This is a genomic window from Microbacterium sp. NPDC056736, assembly GCF_042790415.1.
Lineage (GTDB): Bacteria > Actinomycetota > Actinomycetes > Actinomycetales > Microbacteriaceae > Microbacterium.
On sequence record NZ_JBHTZE010000007.1, the window covers coordinates 84,680 to 99,431 of the forward strand.

Annotated in this window: 12 protein-coding genes; 5 read left to right on the forward strand and 7 right to left on the reverse strand. The window is 65.8% G+C overall.

Annotated elements, in window-relative coordinates:
• Positions 1-164 precede the first annotated feature (164 nt).
• A complete protein-coding gene (locus ACFRAL_RS14190; protein ID WP_336398104.1) occupies positions 165-884 on the forward strand; it encodes an endonuclease/exonuclease/phosphatase family protein in 720 nt (239 codons plus the stop codon).
• Positions 885-906: 22 nt separating this feature from the next.
• Here the strand turns inward: ACFRAL_RS14190 and ACFRAL_RS14195 are convergent, their stop codons facing one another.
• Positions 907-1,761, reverse strand: coding sequence for a hypothetical protein (locus tag ACFRAL_RS14195; protein WP_378883982.1), 855 nt, complete (start codon positions 1,759-1,761; stop codon positions 907-909).
• Positions 1,762-1,843: 82 nt separating this feature from the next.
• On the opposite strand from ACFRAL_RS14195, the gene ACFRAL_RS14200 reads away from it, so the two are divergent.
• Both ACFRAL_RS14200 and ACFRAL_RS14205 read left to right on the forward strand, forming a co-directional pair.
• Positions 1,844-2,347 (forward strand): VanZ family protein, encoded by a 504-nt coding sequence (locus ACFRAL_RS14200; protein ID WP_336398106.1) that lies wholly within the window; start codon positions 1,844-1,846, stop codon positions 2,345-2,347.
• A gap of 229 nt (positions 2,348-2,576) precedes the next feature.
• Positions 2,577-4,523 (forward strand): DUF4012 domain-containing protein, encoded by a 1,947-nt coding sequence (locus tag ACFRAL_RS14205; RefSeq protein ID WP_378883984.1) that lies wholly within the window; start codon positions 2,577-2,579, stop codon positions 4,521-4,523.
• A 47-nt stretch (positions 4,524-4,570) separates the two neighbouring features.
• On the opposite strand, the gene ACFRAL_RS14210 is transcribed toward ACFRAL_RS14205, so the two are convergent.
• The 3 genes from ACFRAL_RS14210 to ACFRAL_RS14220 form a co-directional block, all read right to left on the reverse strand.
• Positions 4,571-5,881, reverse strand: a complete 1,311-nt coding sequence (locus ACFRAL_RS14210) for a UDP-glucose dehydrogenase family protein (protein ID WP_378883987.1) — start codon at positions 5,879-5,881, stop codon at positions 4,571-4,573.
• 157 nt (positions 5,882-6,038) lie between these two features.
• Positions 6,039-7,484: a polysaccharide biosynthesis tyrosine autokinase gene (locus ACFRAL_RS14215; RefSeq protein WP_378883990.1), complete on the reverse strand. Its 1,446-nt coding sequence runs from the start codon at positions 7,482-7,484 to the stop codon at positions 6,039-6,041.
• Positions 7,485-7,573: 89 nt separating this feature from the next.
• On the reverse strand, positions 7,574-8,947 hold the full coding sequence (locus tag ACFRAL_RS14220; RefSeq protein WP_378883993.1) for a polysaccharide biosynthesis tyrosine autokinase: 1,374 nt from the start codon (positions 8,945-8,947) through the stop codon (positions 7,574-7,576).
• 375 nt (positions 8,948-9,322) lie between these two features.
• On the opposite strand from ACFRAL_RS14220, the gene ACFRAL_RS14225 reads away from it, so the two are divergent.
• Positions 9,323-10,237, forward strand: coding sequence for a hypothetical protein (locus tag ACFRAL_RS14225; RefSeq protein ID WP_378883996.1), 915 nt, complete (start codon positions 9,323-9,325; stop codon positions 10,235-10,237).
• Between the two features lie 47 nt (positions 10,238-10,284).
• Here ACFRAL_RS14225 and ACFRAL_RS14230 read toward each other — a convergent pair whose 3' ends face one another.
• Complete coding sequence (locus ACFRAL_RS14230) at positions 10,285-10,884, reverse strand: low molecular weight phosphatase family protein (protein ID WP_378883999.1); 600 nt, start codon at positions 10,882-10,884, stop codon at positions 10,285-10,287.
• Between the two features lie 293 nt (positions 10,885-11,177).
• On the opposite strand from ACFRAL_RS14230, the gene ACFRAL_RS14235 reads away from it, so the two are divergent.
• Complete coding sequence (locus tag ACFRAL_RS14235) at positions 11,178-12,443, forward strand: O-antigen ligase family protein (protein WP_378884002.1); 1,266 nt, start codon at positions 11,178-11,180, stop codon at positions 12,441-12,443.
• Positions 12,444-12,699: 256 nt separating this feature from the next.
• On the opposite strand, the gene ACFRAL_RS14240 is transcribed toward ACFRAL_RS14235, so the two are convergent.
• Entirely contained in the window at positions 12,700-13,680 is a 981-nt protein-coding gene (locus tag ACFRAL_RS14240; RefSeq protein WP_378884004.1) for a GDP-L-fucose synthase family protein, read from the reverse strand.
• The gene (gene gmd / locus ACFRAL_RS14245) at positions 13,677-14,708 is read right to left on the reverse strand and encodes a GDP-mannose 4,6-dehydratase (RefSeq protein ID WP_378884007.1); all 1,032 of its coding nucleotides are present in this window, start codon (positions 14,706-14,708) and stop codon (positions 13,677-13,679) included. The genes ACFRAL_RS14240 and gmd overlap by 4 nt, the downstream gene beginning before the upstream one ends.
• Positions 14,709-14,752 lie beyond the last annotated feature (44 nt).

Here is a 14,752-nt window from a genome sequence, read left to right on the forward strand (position 1 = left end):
GACGGTTCACGGTCGGGCGCCGTAGTGCGGCACACCACTTCAGAGGCGGGGCATCCCGTTTTCGTACATCCCGTGCGCGATGCTCGGAGCGTGGTGAGAAGTCACGACATGGTCTTGTCAAGGCCACCCGGCGCCCGGGCCTGCGGAATAGGCTGGCCCCCGACATGAAGGTCATCTCGTACAACCTGCGCAAGCACCGGGCAGCCGGTGAGCTCATGCATCTGGTCGAGCGTCACGGCGCCGACGTGCTCTGTCTGCAAGAGGCCGACACGTCCGACATCCCGGACGAGATCTCGGGCCTCCGTCTGGCGGACTCCACCCAGCGGAACCGTCTCGGCCTCGCCGTGTACTACCGCGAGAACACGTATCGCGCCGTCGAGGTGCGGGCGCTGGCGCTCAAGAAGTCGCTGCACGACCGGGTGCTCAAGCCCGCCGAGGAGAGGCTGCTGGGAGTGCGGCTGCACGACATCGACGAGAACACCGACCTCATCGTGGCCTCGTTCCACGCGGCGCCGCTGACCGCGCTCAACTCGCTGCGCCGCCACCAGATCCGCACGGCGCTGTCCGAGCTGCAGCAGCTGGGCGAGGGGCTGCCGGCGCTCATGGTCGGCGACTACAACTATCCGGTGTTCAAGGAGCACCTCAGCCAGCACGTGCGCGAGCAGGGGTACGAGCTGAACCTCAGCGACTCGCGCACGTACACGCGGTACCGCTTCTTCCGCGGCCACTACGACTTCGCCACGTCGATCGGGTTCGAGATCGACCGGGTGCGGACGCTCCCGCAGGGGCTCAGCGACCACCTGCCGATCCTCGTGACGGCGCATCCCGCCGCCGGCGTCCGCCGTGTCGTCGAGGTGGCGGAGGCGGAGTCGGGCGCCGCCTGACCCTCCCCGGCGTCGTGAACCGTCAGGTGGCGATGAGCGTCGGGTCGGGGTCGGACCACTTCTCGAGGCCCTGCACCACCCAGAACGCGAAGAACAGCGTGAGGGCGGCCGCCTCGAGGATGAGGACGATCGGGATGCCGGAGCCGTCCGCCTGGGGCAGCAGGATGACGTACGCCACGAGCACCAGCACGAGGCCGACCGCGATCGCGGTGTAGAGGACTCGGAAGACGGGCGCGGGCCGGGGTCCTCGCCGGGGGAAGGCGCTGCGCAGCGCCACCGCGGCGAACAGTGCGAAGAAGAGCGTGGTCGCGACGAAGTGGCCCTGCTGGAGGAAGAGGTCGCGCGCGAACGCCCAGGTCAGCCCGGTCGCGGCGAGGATGACCGCCGCGATGAGGAGCGACGGCCACACCGCGGGCAGCGACACCTGCCGCAGCGCCGCGAGGAGCAGTGCGACGAGCAGGACGAGCACGCCCAGCACGAGGTAGACCGCGACGCCGTTGGCGGCATCCGCTTCATATTCCGGCGGGAAGCAGCGCTCCGCGCACGAGACGGCCACCCCTGGCACGGCGTCCGGCGGGATCGTCGTCGGGACGAGCGCGATCAGCGGTGCGAACAGTGCGGCGGCGTCCAGGAGCGCCCGCTCTGCGCCGCGGCCCGACAGCGCGAAGAGGGCGAGCGACACGGCGATGAGCGCACCGACGAAGACGTTGCGGGCGGGCGTGTAGAAGTAGTCGCTCACCGTCGTCAGCCAGCCATAGGTCGCGGCGGCCTGGCCGATGGCGACGAAGATCGCGACCACGGTGCCGGCGACGCCGATGCGGAGATACCGGTAGGTGCGCTCGAGCGAGGTCGAGACGACGACGTCTGGTGCGGCCACGGGCTCACGATATCCGCTCCCGCCGGTAGACTCGCCGCACACTGCGCGGCATCGTCGCGGCGCCCGACCGAGGGGAGCCGCGATGACGGATGCGCCGCTGTCGTTCGACCGGTCACCCGATCGGGGCGCGGACCGCGCGAGACGGACCGGCCTTCGCCTCCTCGTCCTCTACGGTGCCGTGCTGGCGGTGATCGCGTTCTGGCCGACGCCGGTGGATCGCGACGCGACGGGACTGCTGCGCGAGATCGCGCGCGTCGTGCCGCTGCTGTCGTACGACGTCGTCGAGTTCACCGCGAACGTCGCGCTCTTCATGCCGCTCGGCGTCCTGCTCGCGCTGGCGCTGCCGCGCCGCCGCGCACTGGTCGTGCCGGTGGCGCTCGCCGTCACGATGATCATCGAGCTCGGGCAGGCGGCGTTCCTCGCCGAGCGCACCGCGAGCCTGAGAGACATCTTCGCCAACACGCTGGGGGCGGCGCTGGGGCTGCTGATCGTGGTGATCGCCGAGCGGGCGTCGTCAGGTGCCGTAGTAGTAGCGGACGGAATCGCGCGACCCGGCGACGGCGAGGACGTAGAACGCCAGGGGTAGGCAGACGGCCACGATCACGGTGGCGAGAAGAACAGTCATAAGGGCACGGAGCAAGAGAGGTCACGTTCGGGGGAGACGACGCGGGGTGCCTTCCAGCCTACGAGCCGTCGGCGTCGGCTCTTGACGAGGCGGTGTCCCCTTTTCGGGGGACAAGCGCCGACGGCGGGGTGCGGCCCGCGCCGAGTGAAGTCGCGGTGTTCTCACAACCTCGGACGGTTAGCATGGCACCGTGCAACCCGAAGATGCGCCGATGGGCGAGGAGAACTCTCTGCGTCGTCACGCGCGTCAGGCGACCGTGCAGGCCGACACGGCCCCGGCGGCGGCATCCGACGACATGGCCGACCTCTACGAGCCCGATCCGGCGCCGGTCGGACGGCCACGCAAGCGTCGTGTCTGGCTGTGGGTGGTGCTCTCGATCATCCTCGTTCTGCTCGTCGCCGGCGTGATCGCGGGCGTGCTGGCCATGCAGTTCATCTCCGAGGCGAAGGTCGCGCGGTCCGCGCTGGAGCGGGCGAAGACCGGGATCACCGCCCTCAACTCCCAGCTGGGGTCGGAGGACCAGACGAAGCTGCAGGCGACCGCCGCCGACATCACGGCGAATGTGAAACTGGCCGCCGAGACGGTGGACGGCCCGCTGTGGGACATCGCCGCGCGTGTGCCGTTCGTGGGGCAGAACGTCGACGCGGTGCAGCGGGTGACTCGCGCGGTGGACGTGCTGGTGCTGCGGGCGCTGCCGCCGGGCATGCAGTTCATGTCGACCGCCGACCTCGACAAGCTCACCGTCGAGGGCGGCGGCATCAACCTCGAGCCGTTCCGGCAGGTGCAGGGCTCGATCCCCGAGATCGCCTCCGCCTTCGCCGACGCGCAGGCGCTCGTGGCTCCCATCGACCGGGCGTCGCTGCTGCCCGAGGTGGGCGAGCCGATCGCCGACATCCTCGACGTCATCGGCGATGCCGCCCCCGCGCTCGCGGTGGCGGAGAAGTACCTCCCGACGCTGCTGAACATCGCCGGATCGGGCGGCACGAAGACCTACCTCCTGATCTTCCAGAACAACGCCGAGATCCGCGCGACCGGCGGCAACCCGGCCTCGAGCATGATCGTCACGATGACCGACGGCAAGCTCGGCTACGCCGACCAGGCGACCTCGGCGACCTTCTACGAGGCGGGCACCCAGGGCAACGAGTACATCTCGCTTCCCGCCGAGACGACCGGCCTCTACCTGCCGACGCTCACCCGTCACAACCAGGACTACAACTTCACCCCGGACTTCCCGACCACGGCTCAGCTGTTCCAGGCGATCTTCGCCGACACCACCGGGCAGTCCTTCGACGGTGTGATCTCCATCGACCCAGTGGTGCTCTCGCACATGCTGGCCGTCGCCGGTCCTGTGACCCTGAACACGGGCGAGCAGCTCAATGCCGAGAACGCCGTCAAGGTGCTGCTGAGCGACTCGTACGAGATCTACCCCGACGGGGCGACATCCGACGCGTTCTTCACCGACACGGCCAAGCGCGTGTTCGACCACCTCACCGCGGCGTCGTGGGATCCGCTCGAGATGCTCGACGCGCTGGAACAGTCGGCCGAGGAGCAGCGGGTCTACCTCTCGTTCACGGACCCTGCCGCGCAGGCGCTCGCCGACGAGTTCGGCCTCGACGGCGCGCTGAAGCCCGACAACACGACCCAGACCCAGGTCGGCATGTACCTCAACGACTCGTCGGTCGGCAAGCTCGAATACCACCTGTCGTCGACGGTCAACGCCTCGTGCGACCCCGCCGCCCGCACCATCACCACCACGATGACGCTGCACAACGGCATCACCGACGACATCAAGAGCGAGTACACGCTCGGCCTGCGCAACGGCTCGTACGGCATCCCCGACACCACGATGATGCTCGACGTGCTGTTCTTCGCACCGCCCGGCGCGCAGATCACCTCCACCGACCCCGCGGTCGGCCAGGTGGCACGGTGGGAGCGCAGCGGTGTCGAGAAGGGCAACACGGCGCTCAGCAAGACCGTGTTCGTGCCGAAGAACGAGACGGTGACCGTGTCGTACACGGTCGCGCTGCCGCAGGGCGAGCTCGGTCCGCTGAACCTGCGTTACACGCCGACCGCCAACGCCACCCCCGTGACGATCGACTCGAGCTGCGACGCGCTGTTCCCGCCCGCCGCCGGCTGAGCAGCCATCCGGCGCGAAACGGTGCGTCGGTGGCGCTGAGCAGGCGTCTAGGGCCGACCCATGCCGTAGTAGGCCCACCCGGCTGCGCGCCACGCGGCGGCATCCCACCCGTTGCGACCGTCGATGGCGACACGGCCAGTCGTCAAGGTCGCGGCGTGCTCGGGGCTGAGTTCGCGACGGTATTCGTCCCACTCCGTGACCAGGAGCACGGCGTCGGCATCTCGAAGGGCGTCGTCACGGTCCGTCACATAGTTCAGGTGCGGGTGGAGGCGACGTGCGTTGGGAATCGCCGCGGGATCGGTGATGGTGACACTGGCACCGAGTCCATGGAGGCGCACGGCGACGTCCAATGCAGGTGAGTCGCGGACATCGTCGCTGTGCGGCTTGAAGGCGGCGCCGAGGACGGTGATCCTCTTTGTGAAGACTGATCCACCGAGCGCGTCGACCGTCAGCTGTACCGCACGTTCGCGGCGGCGGAGGTTGATCGCATCCACTTCGCGAAGGAAGCTCACAGACTCACCGCGTCCCAGCTCCTCGGCGCGTGCCGCGAATGCACGGATGTCTTTCGGCAGGCACCCGCCGCCGAAGCCGATTCCGGCACCGAGGAAACGCCGGCCTATCCTGACGTCGTGGCCGATCGCATCGGCCAGTTGCGTGACGTCGGCGCCCGTCACCTCGGCGATCTCGGCCATCGCGTTGATGAACGAGATCTTCGTCGCGAGGAAGGCGTTGGCGGCGACCTTGACCAACTCGGCTGTGGCGTAGTCGGTGACGATGAAGGGCGTGTCTTTCGCAACAGCAGGGTGGTAGACGGCACGAAGAATGCTTGCGGCGCGTTCGCCCGCCGCGCCGGCGGGAATGCCAGCGACAAGCCGATCCGGGTCCACTGTGTCTTGAACCGCCCAGCCTTCACGCAGGAACTCGGGGTTCCACACGAGTGTCGCACCCGTGGGCGCAATACGCTCGGCGAGCCGGGCAGCAGTACCTACGGGAACCGTCGATTTCCCGGCGACAACGTCACCCGCCCTGAGGAATGGCCGTAGACCGTCGATTGCGGCGTCGACGTACGTCAGATCTGCGGCGGAGCCTTCCTTCTGCTGCGGAGTGCCGACGCCGATGAAGTGGACCTGTGCACCGGATGCCGCGGCAAGATCGGAGGTGAATGAAAGGCGCCCGGACGCGATACCTTCCGTCAGGATCTCTTGCAGGCCAGGCTCGAAGAATGGCGCCTCACCTCGCGACAACATGTCGATCTTCTTCACGTCGACATCGACCCCGACCACTTCATGGCCAATAGATGCCATGGCCGCCGCATGAACGGCCCCGAGGTAGCCACAGCCGATGACGGAAATTCGCATAGATGTCCTTAGATCCTCTGGGCTCTAGTTGGGCGCGGTGCCCCGAGAGCCTGAACCGATGTTCGCCTGACGCCGCGGGTTCCCCTTCACCGACGTGGAGTTCACTGGAACTGTCTCAGCATCAGCGGGACGGGCTTCCCCGTGATGGCGCGGGCGGTCAGGCAGCAGCCTTCGTCCGCCGCGTCGAAGCCTTCGGGACCTTGCGCGGCCTCTTGGGTTTCTTTGAACCGTCGGCTTCGTGCGTTGAACCATAGGTGTAGGCGCCGTAGCCGTAGCTGTCGGGCCCTCTGGTCGGAAGCATCGTGACGACGAGACCAAGAAGCACACCGCCGGCTGTCTCAAGACTGCGGATCGCTCCCGTCAGGTCGTGCTTCTTCGTCTTCCCCGACGCCGCCGCGAGGATCACGCCGCGCGTCTTCTTGCTGACCACCGCAGCGTCGGTGACCAGCAGCAGGGGAGGGGCGTCGATCAGCACGTAGTCGAAGTGTTCGGTGAGAGCAGCGAGCACGTGATCCATTGCGGCAGATCCGAGCATCTCGCTGGGGTTCGGGGGCACCGGCCCGGAAGTAAGAACGAACAACTGACCGCGCCCCCACTTCTGCAGGGCGTCCGCGAGCTCGACGCGACCAATGAGAACGTCGGTCAGCCCGACGCCCCCCTCGATGCCCATGTAGTCCGCAACCCGGGGCAGACGCAGGTCGCCATCGACGAGCGCGACGCGAGCTCCGGTTTCCGCGAGCGCGATGGCCAGGTTCGCCGTTGTGGTTGATTTGCCCTCTCCGGGCCCGGCGCTCGACACGACGAACGAGCGAGGCCCGCCCTCGATGTTGAGGAACTGAAGATTCGTCCGCAGTGAGCGGAACGATTCCGCGCGCGGACTGCGCGGATCGGCGTGCACGATGAGCGGCCGCTTCTGGGCCGCTGGGTCGAAGGCGATTCCTCCGAGCAGGGGAGCGGTCGTCAGTTGCTCGATGTCATGCAGAGTGCGGACGCGAGTGTCGAGCACGGTGCGCAACACGCCGATGCCGACTCCCAGCCCCAGACCGAGCAATGTGCCCAGCGCGATGTTAACCAACGTGTTCGGGCTGGAGGGCGTTGCAGGGATGACGGCCGGCTGTACCGTCGTAACCTGCACGGGACTGGCCGCGTCCGGGGACGCGGGCTGTTCGAGCGTTGTCTGAACGGCGTTTGTGAGGCTCGCAGCAGTCGCGTCGGCGATCGCTGCAGCGCGCTCAGGATCGGCGTCCGTCGCAGTGATATCGATCATGACGGTGTTCAGCGGTGCTGATGCCGTGATCTGGCTGCTGAGTTGCACCGAGGTCACATCCAGGCCGAGCTCTTCGATCACGGGGTCCAGCACGAGGGCCGTGGTGACGACATCGACATAACTGGCCACGATCTGACGAGCGAACGTAGTGCCCTGCACAAGGTCTCCGGTTGCAGCGCCGTCCGAACGAACGGATACGTAGAGCTGCGTCGTCGACTGGTACTTCGGCGTCTGAGCGTACGAGTAGGCGGCACCCGTCGCCGCGCCCGCCATGGTCAGCAGCAGGATAATGACCCAGTTCTTGTGCAGGATCCGAATGTAGTCGCGCAGTTCCACGTGGTCGATTTCCTTCGTCGTCAGGCGCGATCCAGGGCAAGCGCCATCCGCAATTCTGTCACAGCGACTGGTGCAAGCCAGCGAGGCCCCTAGTGCTGGGCGTGCGTCACCCCGTAGGTGTATTGGCTGTACGCGGCGCTGTCCGGCCCCTTGGTCGGAAGTTTCGTGATCACGACCCCCAGCAGCTTCGCGTCCGCTGACTCGAGTGCCTTCGCGGCTGCAGCCAGTTGGGGCTTCCGCGTCCAGCCCGACGCGGCCACGAGGATCGCGCCGGTCGTCAAGCGCGAGACAACCGCTGCGTCGGTCACGGCAAGCAGCGGAGGCGCGTCGATGATGATGTAGTCGAATGCCCTACGCATCTCTTCGAGCGTCTGCCACATCGCCATCGAGCCGAGCACCTCAGCGGGGTTCGGAGGCAGCGTGCCGGCCGGCAGCAGAAAGAGTTTGCTGCGTCCCCATGGTTGCATCGCGCTCGAGAGCGGAACCCGCCTTGCGAGCACGTCAGTCAGACCCACGCCGCCCTCGACGTGGAAATTATCGGCCACCCGCGGCTTGCGCAAATCAGCATCGACGAGGGCCACGCGCATGCCGGTCTCGGCGAGGGTGAGGGCTAGATTCGCTGCGGTTGTCGACTTGCCCTCGGCCGGCGCGGAACTCGTGACGACGAAGCTCGGGGTGCCTGACTCGATGTTGAGGAACTGGACGCTTGTCCGTATGCGACGGAAGGCCTCAGAACGTGGGTCGCGCGGGGACGCTTGGACGACGAGAGGTCGGTCAGCGGAGTCGGGGTCGAACGGTATCCCGCCCAAGATAGGTGCGCTGATGCTGCCCTCGACGTCCGACACGGTGTGCACGCGAGTGTCCAGCACCGAGCGCAGCACGGCGAGGCCGATTCCGGCGCCAAGGCCGATGAGCAGACCGAGCGAGAAGTCGAGCCGTAGGTTGGGAGACGACGGCTCGGTGGGCACCTTAGCTGCGGCGAGCGTCTCCACGCTCACCTTGCTCTCCGCTTCAGCACCTGTGGGCGCCTCCAGCTGGGTAGCAACTGCTTCCGCGAACCTCTCGGCGATCGCATTGGCGAGCTGCGCGGCTTGGCTCGGGTTCTCGTCGGTCACCGTGACAGTGATGAGCTGCGTGTCCGGTGGAGCGGATGCCGCAATCCGGTCGGCAAGCTGCTCCGAGGTGATGTCGAGGCCGAGATCCCTGATTACTGGGTCCAGCACGATTGCCGTGGGGATGACGCGGACGTAACTTGTGACGGCCTGCCGTGCGTAACTCGTGCTTTGCGCGAGATCGCCAGCGTCGCCACTGTTGCGGACCGAGACATACTGTTGTGTCGTCGCCTGGTACAGCGTCGGGGCAAGGAAAGCGGCGGCTACTCCTACCGATGCGCCGATGGTGGTGCACGCGAGGATAACCAGCCAACTGCGTCGCAGAAGCGCGACATAGTCCTTAAGCTGCAATGATCCCCCACAGGTCCGCGACATCGGCGACGCGTCGCGGTTATCCTGAGGGACGGTGTCGGACGTCGGCGCCGATCAGTACCTCTGATCCTCGCACACCTCGGACGGCAACCAGTGACCTCCCTCTCCCATCTCTTCCCCGGAGAGGCGCCTTCGCGCGCTGCGGCGGATCCCGCTATGGCGACACTTCGAGAATCGAAATCAGTCGACAGTCTTTTCGAGAAGCCTCGATCGGCGCCATCAACCGTGTGCGCCCCGGTCGACGACACGCCTGCGCTTCAGGCCCTCGTCGGCGGCCGTGGACGCGCGATGGCGATGGGCGGGGGTCCGGTTGAGGGTCCGGCCCGTGTCAGGCGCGTGGGTAACCGAGTAGATGTGCTCAACCTGACCACCGCGGTGCTTGCAGTGATCTCCCTGGTTGTGGCCGCTGTCGTGACGTGGGCGGCACTCGCTTCGTCGTCACCCGAAAGAGATGCTCTTCGCACGCTCTCCCATAACGAGGCAGTGCTGGCCAATGAGATCCGAGCCGTCAATTCCGCGATCGACCGTGTCAATGCGACGCGGAGCGAGGGCATCGCGTACGCCCAGCAGTTCGAGGGGCCGCTCGTCGGGGCAACGCAGGCCACTGATGAGGTGGCGCGCGCGGCTGCAGAGAATGCTCGGGTCGACTTCGCAGCGGCCCTCGAGGCAATGGTTGTACCCGCGGGCATCGAACCACCGGCGGCAACCGCCGTCGACGAGGAGTCTCTCGCTTCCATCGGGTCCGCAATCGATGCCATAGCAGTCCACTCGGGCGAGGTCGAGGCGCTCTCAGAGAGCGTCGCCGATCTCGAGGCGGAGATTGCCGCTCATCGCCGCACCTTTGCTACAGCGATGGCGACTTTCGCGGCGACGCTTCCGCGGAGCGCTGAAGTTATCGCGAATGAGAATCCGAACGCACTGGATGACTTCCGAGAAGTGGTGATTGCCACAGCCGATGCTGTCGCTGCGAGCGGGCTCAGGACGCCAGAGTCTGCGGGCACGCTTACTGCATACGCGGCCGCTGTAGAGGCTCTGCGGGATGACCAAGCGCGCGCCGAACGCGCCATCGCGGAGCAGCGAGCCCGCGAGGAAGAGGAACGGCGGCGCCAGGTCACGGAAGGGGAAAGCGGCGGGACGACGGATCCGACAGCGCCGACCGACCCCACGTCGCCGACCGACCCGACAACTCCCACTGACCCGACCGATCCCGCCCAGCCCACCGATCCCCTCCTGCCGCAGCCGCCGGATCCCGGCGCGGGTGGCGGCTAGGCGGTTTCAGTTCGTTTCGGCGGCGGTTGAGGGTCGCGTTGCGTTCACTAGGACGCAGTCATCGCGATCGACATGACCCGCACAACCTGGTCGACGGCAGGAACCAGTTGGGAGGCCGAAAGCTGGTATGTCTCCCACGACCGCCGGTAGGGGTCGATGATGTCGTCCTCGGCGGGGTCTGCTGGGGGTGGGCTAATGCCGCGGTGGGCGGCGACGGCTGCGACGGCAGCGCGGGCTCGGGCGCGCCCATCCGCTCCGCCGGCCACAGATGCCGTCGCGATCTCGCTATCGGGCGTATCAGTCGCGAGCCGTGCGAACTCCCGCAGGGTGAACGCGGAGCGTAGGCGCCCCGGAGCGATCTCCACGACGCGGCGGCGGTGCTCGCGGCTCATCGCGAGGATCAAGTCCGGGGAGCGCAAGTCATTGCCGGTCAGGTATCGCGATCGGTGCCCGTTCGCGGCGTCGGCCGTCACCCCCAGTGCGAGCGCGAGGCGCTGGGTCTCGGCGGTCATAGGCGCATCATCGAGTCCTTGAGTACCGGCGCTGTGCACGAATGGTGCGTATGCGGCGAGGCGTGTGCTGAGCAGCGTCTGTGCAAGTGGTGAGCGGCAGACGTTGCCCGTGCACACCGTGAGTATCTCGAACACCCTTGCTCCTTCGATGTCACCAGGAAGACGCCCGTCGCAATCAATTCGATGCTAAGTCACAGTGCGGAGCCTGCGGTCGAAGGCGCTCGGTGCAACACGTGGCCGAAGACCATCAAGCGGACCACATGGAAGTACACCGGGTGATGATCTGTGAGACTCGGTGCCAACGCAGTATGCGCGCGTAGAAGCATGAGTAGGTTGGACTCTCGGGCAGGCGGTCAGTATGCGTGGAACGGAGTCGCCCTGAGGGCACGCATCAAGGGTCGGGTCCGTGATCCCAGTACGATGAGTCGGTGTCTCCTGTCGTTGTGTTGCTCGCCGCTGTCGCCGTCTGGCTGGTGGCACTACGCATCGACCGGGCGCGGATTAGCAGCCGCGGCTACCCCGAGTTCTGGTGGTCCATGACGGTCTTCGGGGCCGGTGGTATTGGAACACTCGCGAACTTCGAGTTGGTGCAGCTTACGGCCGACGATGTCTCGCTCGCGCGAACTCTGCCGATGATCCTTACCGGCGCCGTTATGGTGGTCGGCGCCCTCCACACGCGCGCGGGAGTCGTCCCCGCCGGCATCTGGCTGTCACTGCTCTTCGGGATACTCCTGGCCCACGCCTTTGGCGGTGGCTCACTCTTGATGACGTTACTGTCGATCTCTGTGTTCCTGCCCGCGTTCATCGCGCCAAGGGCCGGCTGGAGCTTCACGGCGATAAAGTCAGGTGCCTCGACGGGAGTGGTCATCTCACTTGTCACCGTGTCGGTCCTGACGATCCTTCTGCCAGAGCGGATGATCGGGGCATGCCGGACGGACAAGTGCTCCCTGTGGGGTGAATCGCTCGGAGCCGTGGCCACAGGCAACGCGCTAGGCATGTTCATCGCCGCAGCCTGCTCGGTGTCGCTTCTTGCCTCTGCGCGTGTCATCACCTTCGCTGCCATCACCGCCGCCGGATTCATCCTTGTCGACCTGAGCACCAGCCGGTCGGGGCTTTACTCGCTCATGGTGGGCATCGGCATGGCGGTCGCGTACAAGATCTCGGTTCGGTTCGGCAGGCCGTTGCTAGTGCGGGTAGCAGCAGTAGGCGTTGGCGTGGTCGTCGCGGCGATCCCGTACCTGGGGTGGACTGGGTTCGACCTCACCGGGCGTGCGCTGCTCTGGGAGCACGCGTCCTCGTTGTTCGGCGCGCAACCGTTCTTTGGCTATGGCTCGTCCTATTGGGTGACTGCGGTCTCCGTCCCCTTCATCCTCTCCAACTACTCCACACACAGCCTGGTCCCCGAGCTGTTAGTTTCAGCCGGAATAGTCGGGGCGATCGCGTTCGGCCTGGCGCTACTTGCGGCGCTCATGAAGAATGACGATGTGGTCAGCGCCTGCTACGCCGCGGCCGTCATGGGGATCGTGCTGAGCCTGTCCATGTCCGAGGTTGTCTCAGCGCCCGGTCGCACCTACCTGATCCCCGGGCTCGTGGTCTTCGTCTTCGTGGCTTCTCAGGCCACCCAGCGCTCCAGTCCGCCGCGCGACGTCGCACCACTTCAGAACGCTTTCGAGCTTCAATCTTCCATCCGCTGAAGATTTCAGTCGTCATCGGGAAGCGTCCACATCCCGACGTAGTTTCGACGCGACAAGCCTAATCCCCGACCGGCGTCGGCCAAAGACTCGATCCCGGATACGCGCACGCAACCACGGCGAGTGGCTCGAAACTCGCTTGGATCGAGGGATACTCGAGATGGGTGCGAACGCGCGGCCGGTAGGTCTGCCGAGCGTGCCGGAAGCCAGCCGGTTTTCCATCGCTGGTAAGCCAGCTCAACCTTTCGAACTGTGGCGACTAAGTTCGAATGTGGCTAATGTGCTCGCGGTACCAGGCCACGGTGCGCTCAAGTCCAGCCTGCAGGCTTATCCGCGATGTCCATCCGGCTGCGGCGAGTTTCGACACGTCGAGCAATTTCTGCGGCGTCCCGTCAGGCTTCGAGGTATCCCACTTAGTCTCACCCGTGAATCCGGTGGCGTTGGCGATTGTCTCTGCAATTTCACGGATCGTGACGTCCGATCCCGTGCCGACGTTGACCTGCTCAGGCCCGTCATAGTGTTCCATCAAGTGCAGTACGGCGTCGGCCATGTCGTCTGCGTGGAGGAACTCGCGGCGTGGGTTACCGGTTCCCCAATTCGTCACCGAAGTGGCACCCGATCGAGCGGCCGCGTCGTAGCGGCGAATCAAGGCGGGTAGAACGTGCGAGCCGCTTGGCGAGAAGTTGTCATTCGGCCCGTAGAGGTTTGTCGGCATCGCTGAGATCCACGGAAGGCCGTACTGCCGCCGGACCGCCTGAGTGTGCATGATGCCCGTGATCTTCGCGATCGCGTAAGCGTCGTTCGTCGGCTCGAGATGACCCGTGAGGAGCGCATCCTCACGGATGGGCTGGGGGGCGAACTTGGGATAGATGCAGGACGAGCCGAGAAATACCACTCGCTCGACCTCGTTTGCGCGCGCGGCGTCCAGAACGTTCGTCTGGATCCGCACGTTGTCGCTCAAAAAGTCGACCGGGTACGTGCTGTTTGCGAGGATTCCACCAACCTTCGCCGCGGCGACCACGGCGTACCTGGGCTTGATCTCACTCATGTACGCAAACACGGAGTCGCGATCTTTGAGGTCGAGTTCAGCTGAGGTTTTTCCCACCAGGCGGTTGAACCCAGATGCCTGAAGCCGGCGCCAGATCGCGGAGCCTACGAGCCCCCCATGGCCGGCGACATAGAAAGTTGCATCTCGGTCGAGCTCACCAGGCGTGTACTCGACTCCGTCGGGGGCGGTCATCGTGTTCCCCAACTTTTCAGTGAGACGCGGTCAATCCAGTGTCGCCCGGCGTGTTCGAGGGCTTCGATGTCGGCATCGACCATGAGCTTAGCCAGTTCACGGCCGTCGATCGTTGGCGTCCATCCGAGCCGGTCGCGCGCCTTCGTCGGGTCACCGATCAAAGCGTCGACCTCAGTCGGCCGCAGGTACCGTTCGTCGAAACGGACATGCTGCTCCCAATCGAGCCCGGCATGGTCGAAGGCGATCTCCAGAAATTCTCGCACCGTGATGCCGAGGCCAGTGGCGAGCACGAAGTCTTCGGGGTCGTCTGTCTGGAGCATGCGCCACATTCCTTCGACATACTCTGCTGCGTAGCCCCAGTCACGCACAGCATCCAGATTTCCCATATAGACGTGCTCCTGCTTGCCCGCCTTGATCGCTGCGACGGCGCGCGTGATCTTGCGAGTCACAAAAGTTTCACCGCGGCGCGGTGACTCGTGGTTGAACAGGATGCCATTCACCGCAAACATGCCGTATGCCTCGCGGTAATTCTTGGTGATCCAGTAGCTGTAGAGCTTTGCGGCGGCGTACGGCGAACGCGGATAGAAGGGCGTGTCCTCGTTCTGCGGGGGAGGAGTTGCGCCGTAGAGCTCCGAAGAGGATGCCTGGTAGAAGCGGGTTTCGATCCCGGAGAGACGAACCGCTTCAAGAAGCCGGATGGTCCCTGTCCCCGTGGTATCTGCTGTGTGCTCGGGTTCATCAAACGATACGCGGACGTGTGACTGAGCGGCGAGATTATAGACTTCGTCAGGTTTGATCTCCGCAAGGAGCGTCACGAGACGAGCTCCATCGCTCAGATCGCCGTAGTGGAGGAAGAGCTTCGCCTCGGGATCATGCGGGTCAACGTAGAGGTGGTCGATGCGGGCGGTGTTGAAGGTCGACGCTCGGCGGATAAGCCCGTGCACTTCGTATCCTTTGGAGAGCAGGAGTTCCGCGAGATAGGAGCCGTCCTGACCAGTGATGCCGGTGATTAGCGCGCGTTTCGTCAAACTTGCCTCGTGGGGTTGGGGCGCGCGAGTGCGACGCCGGGTGT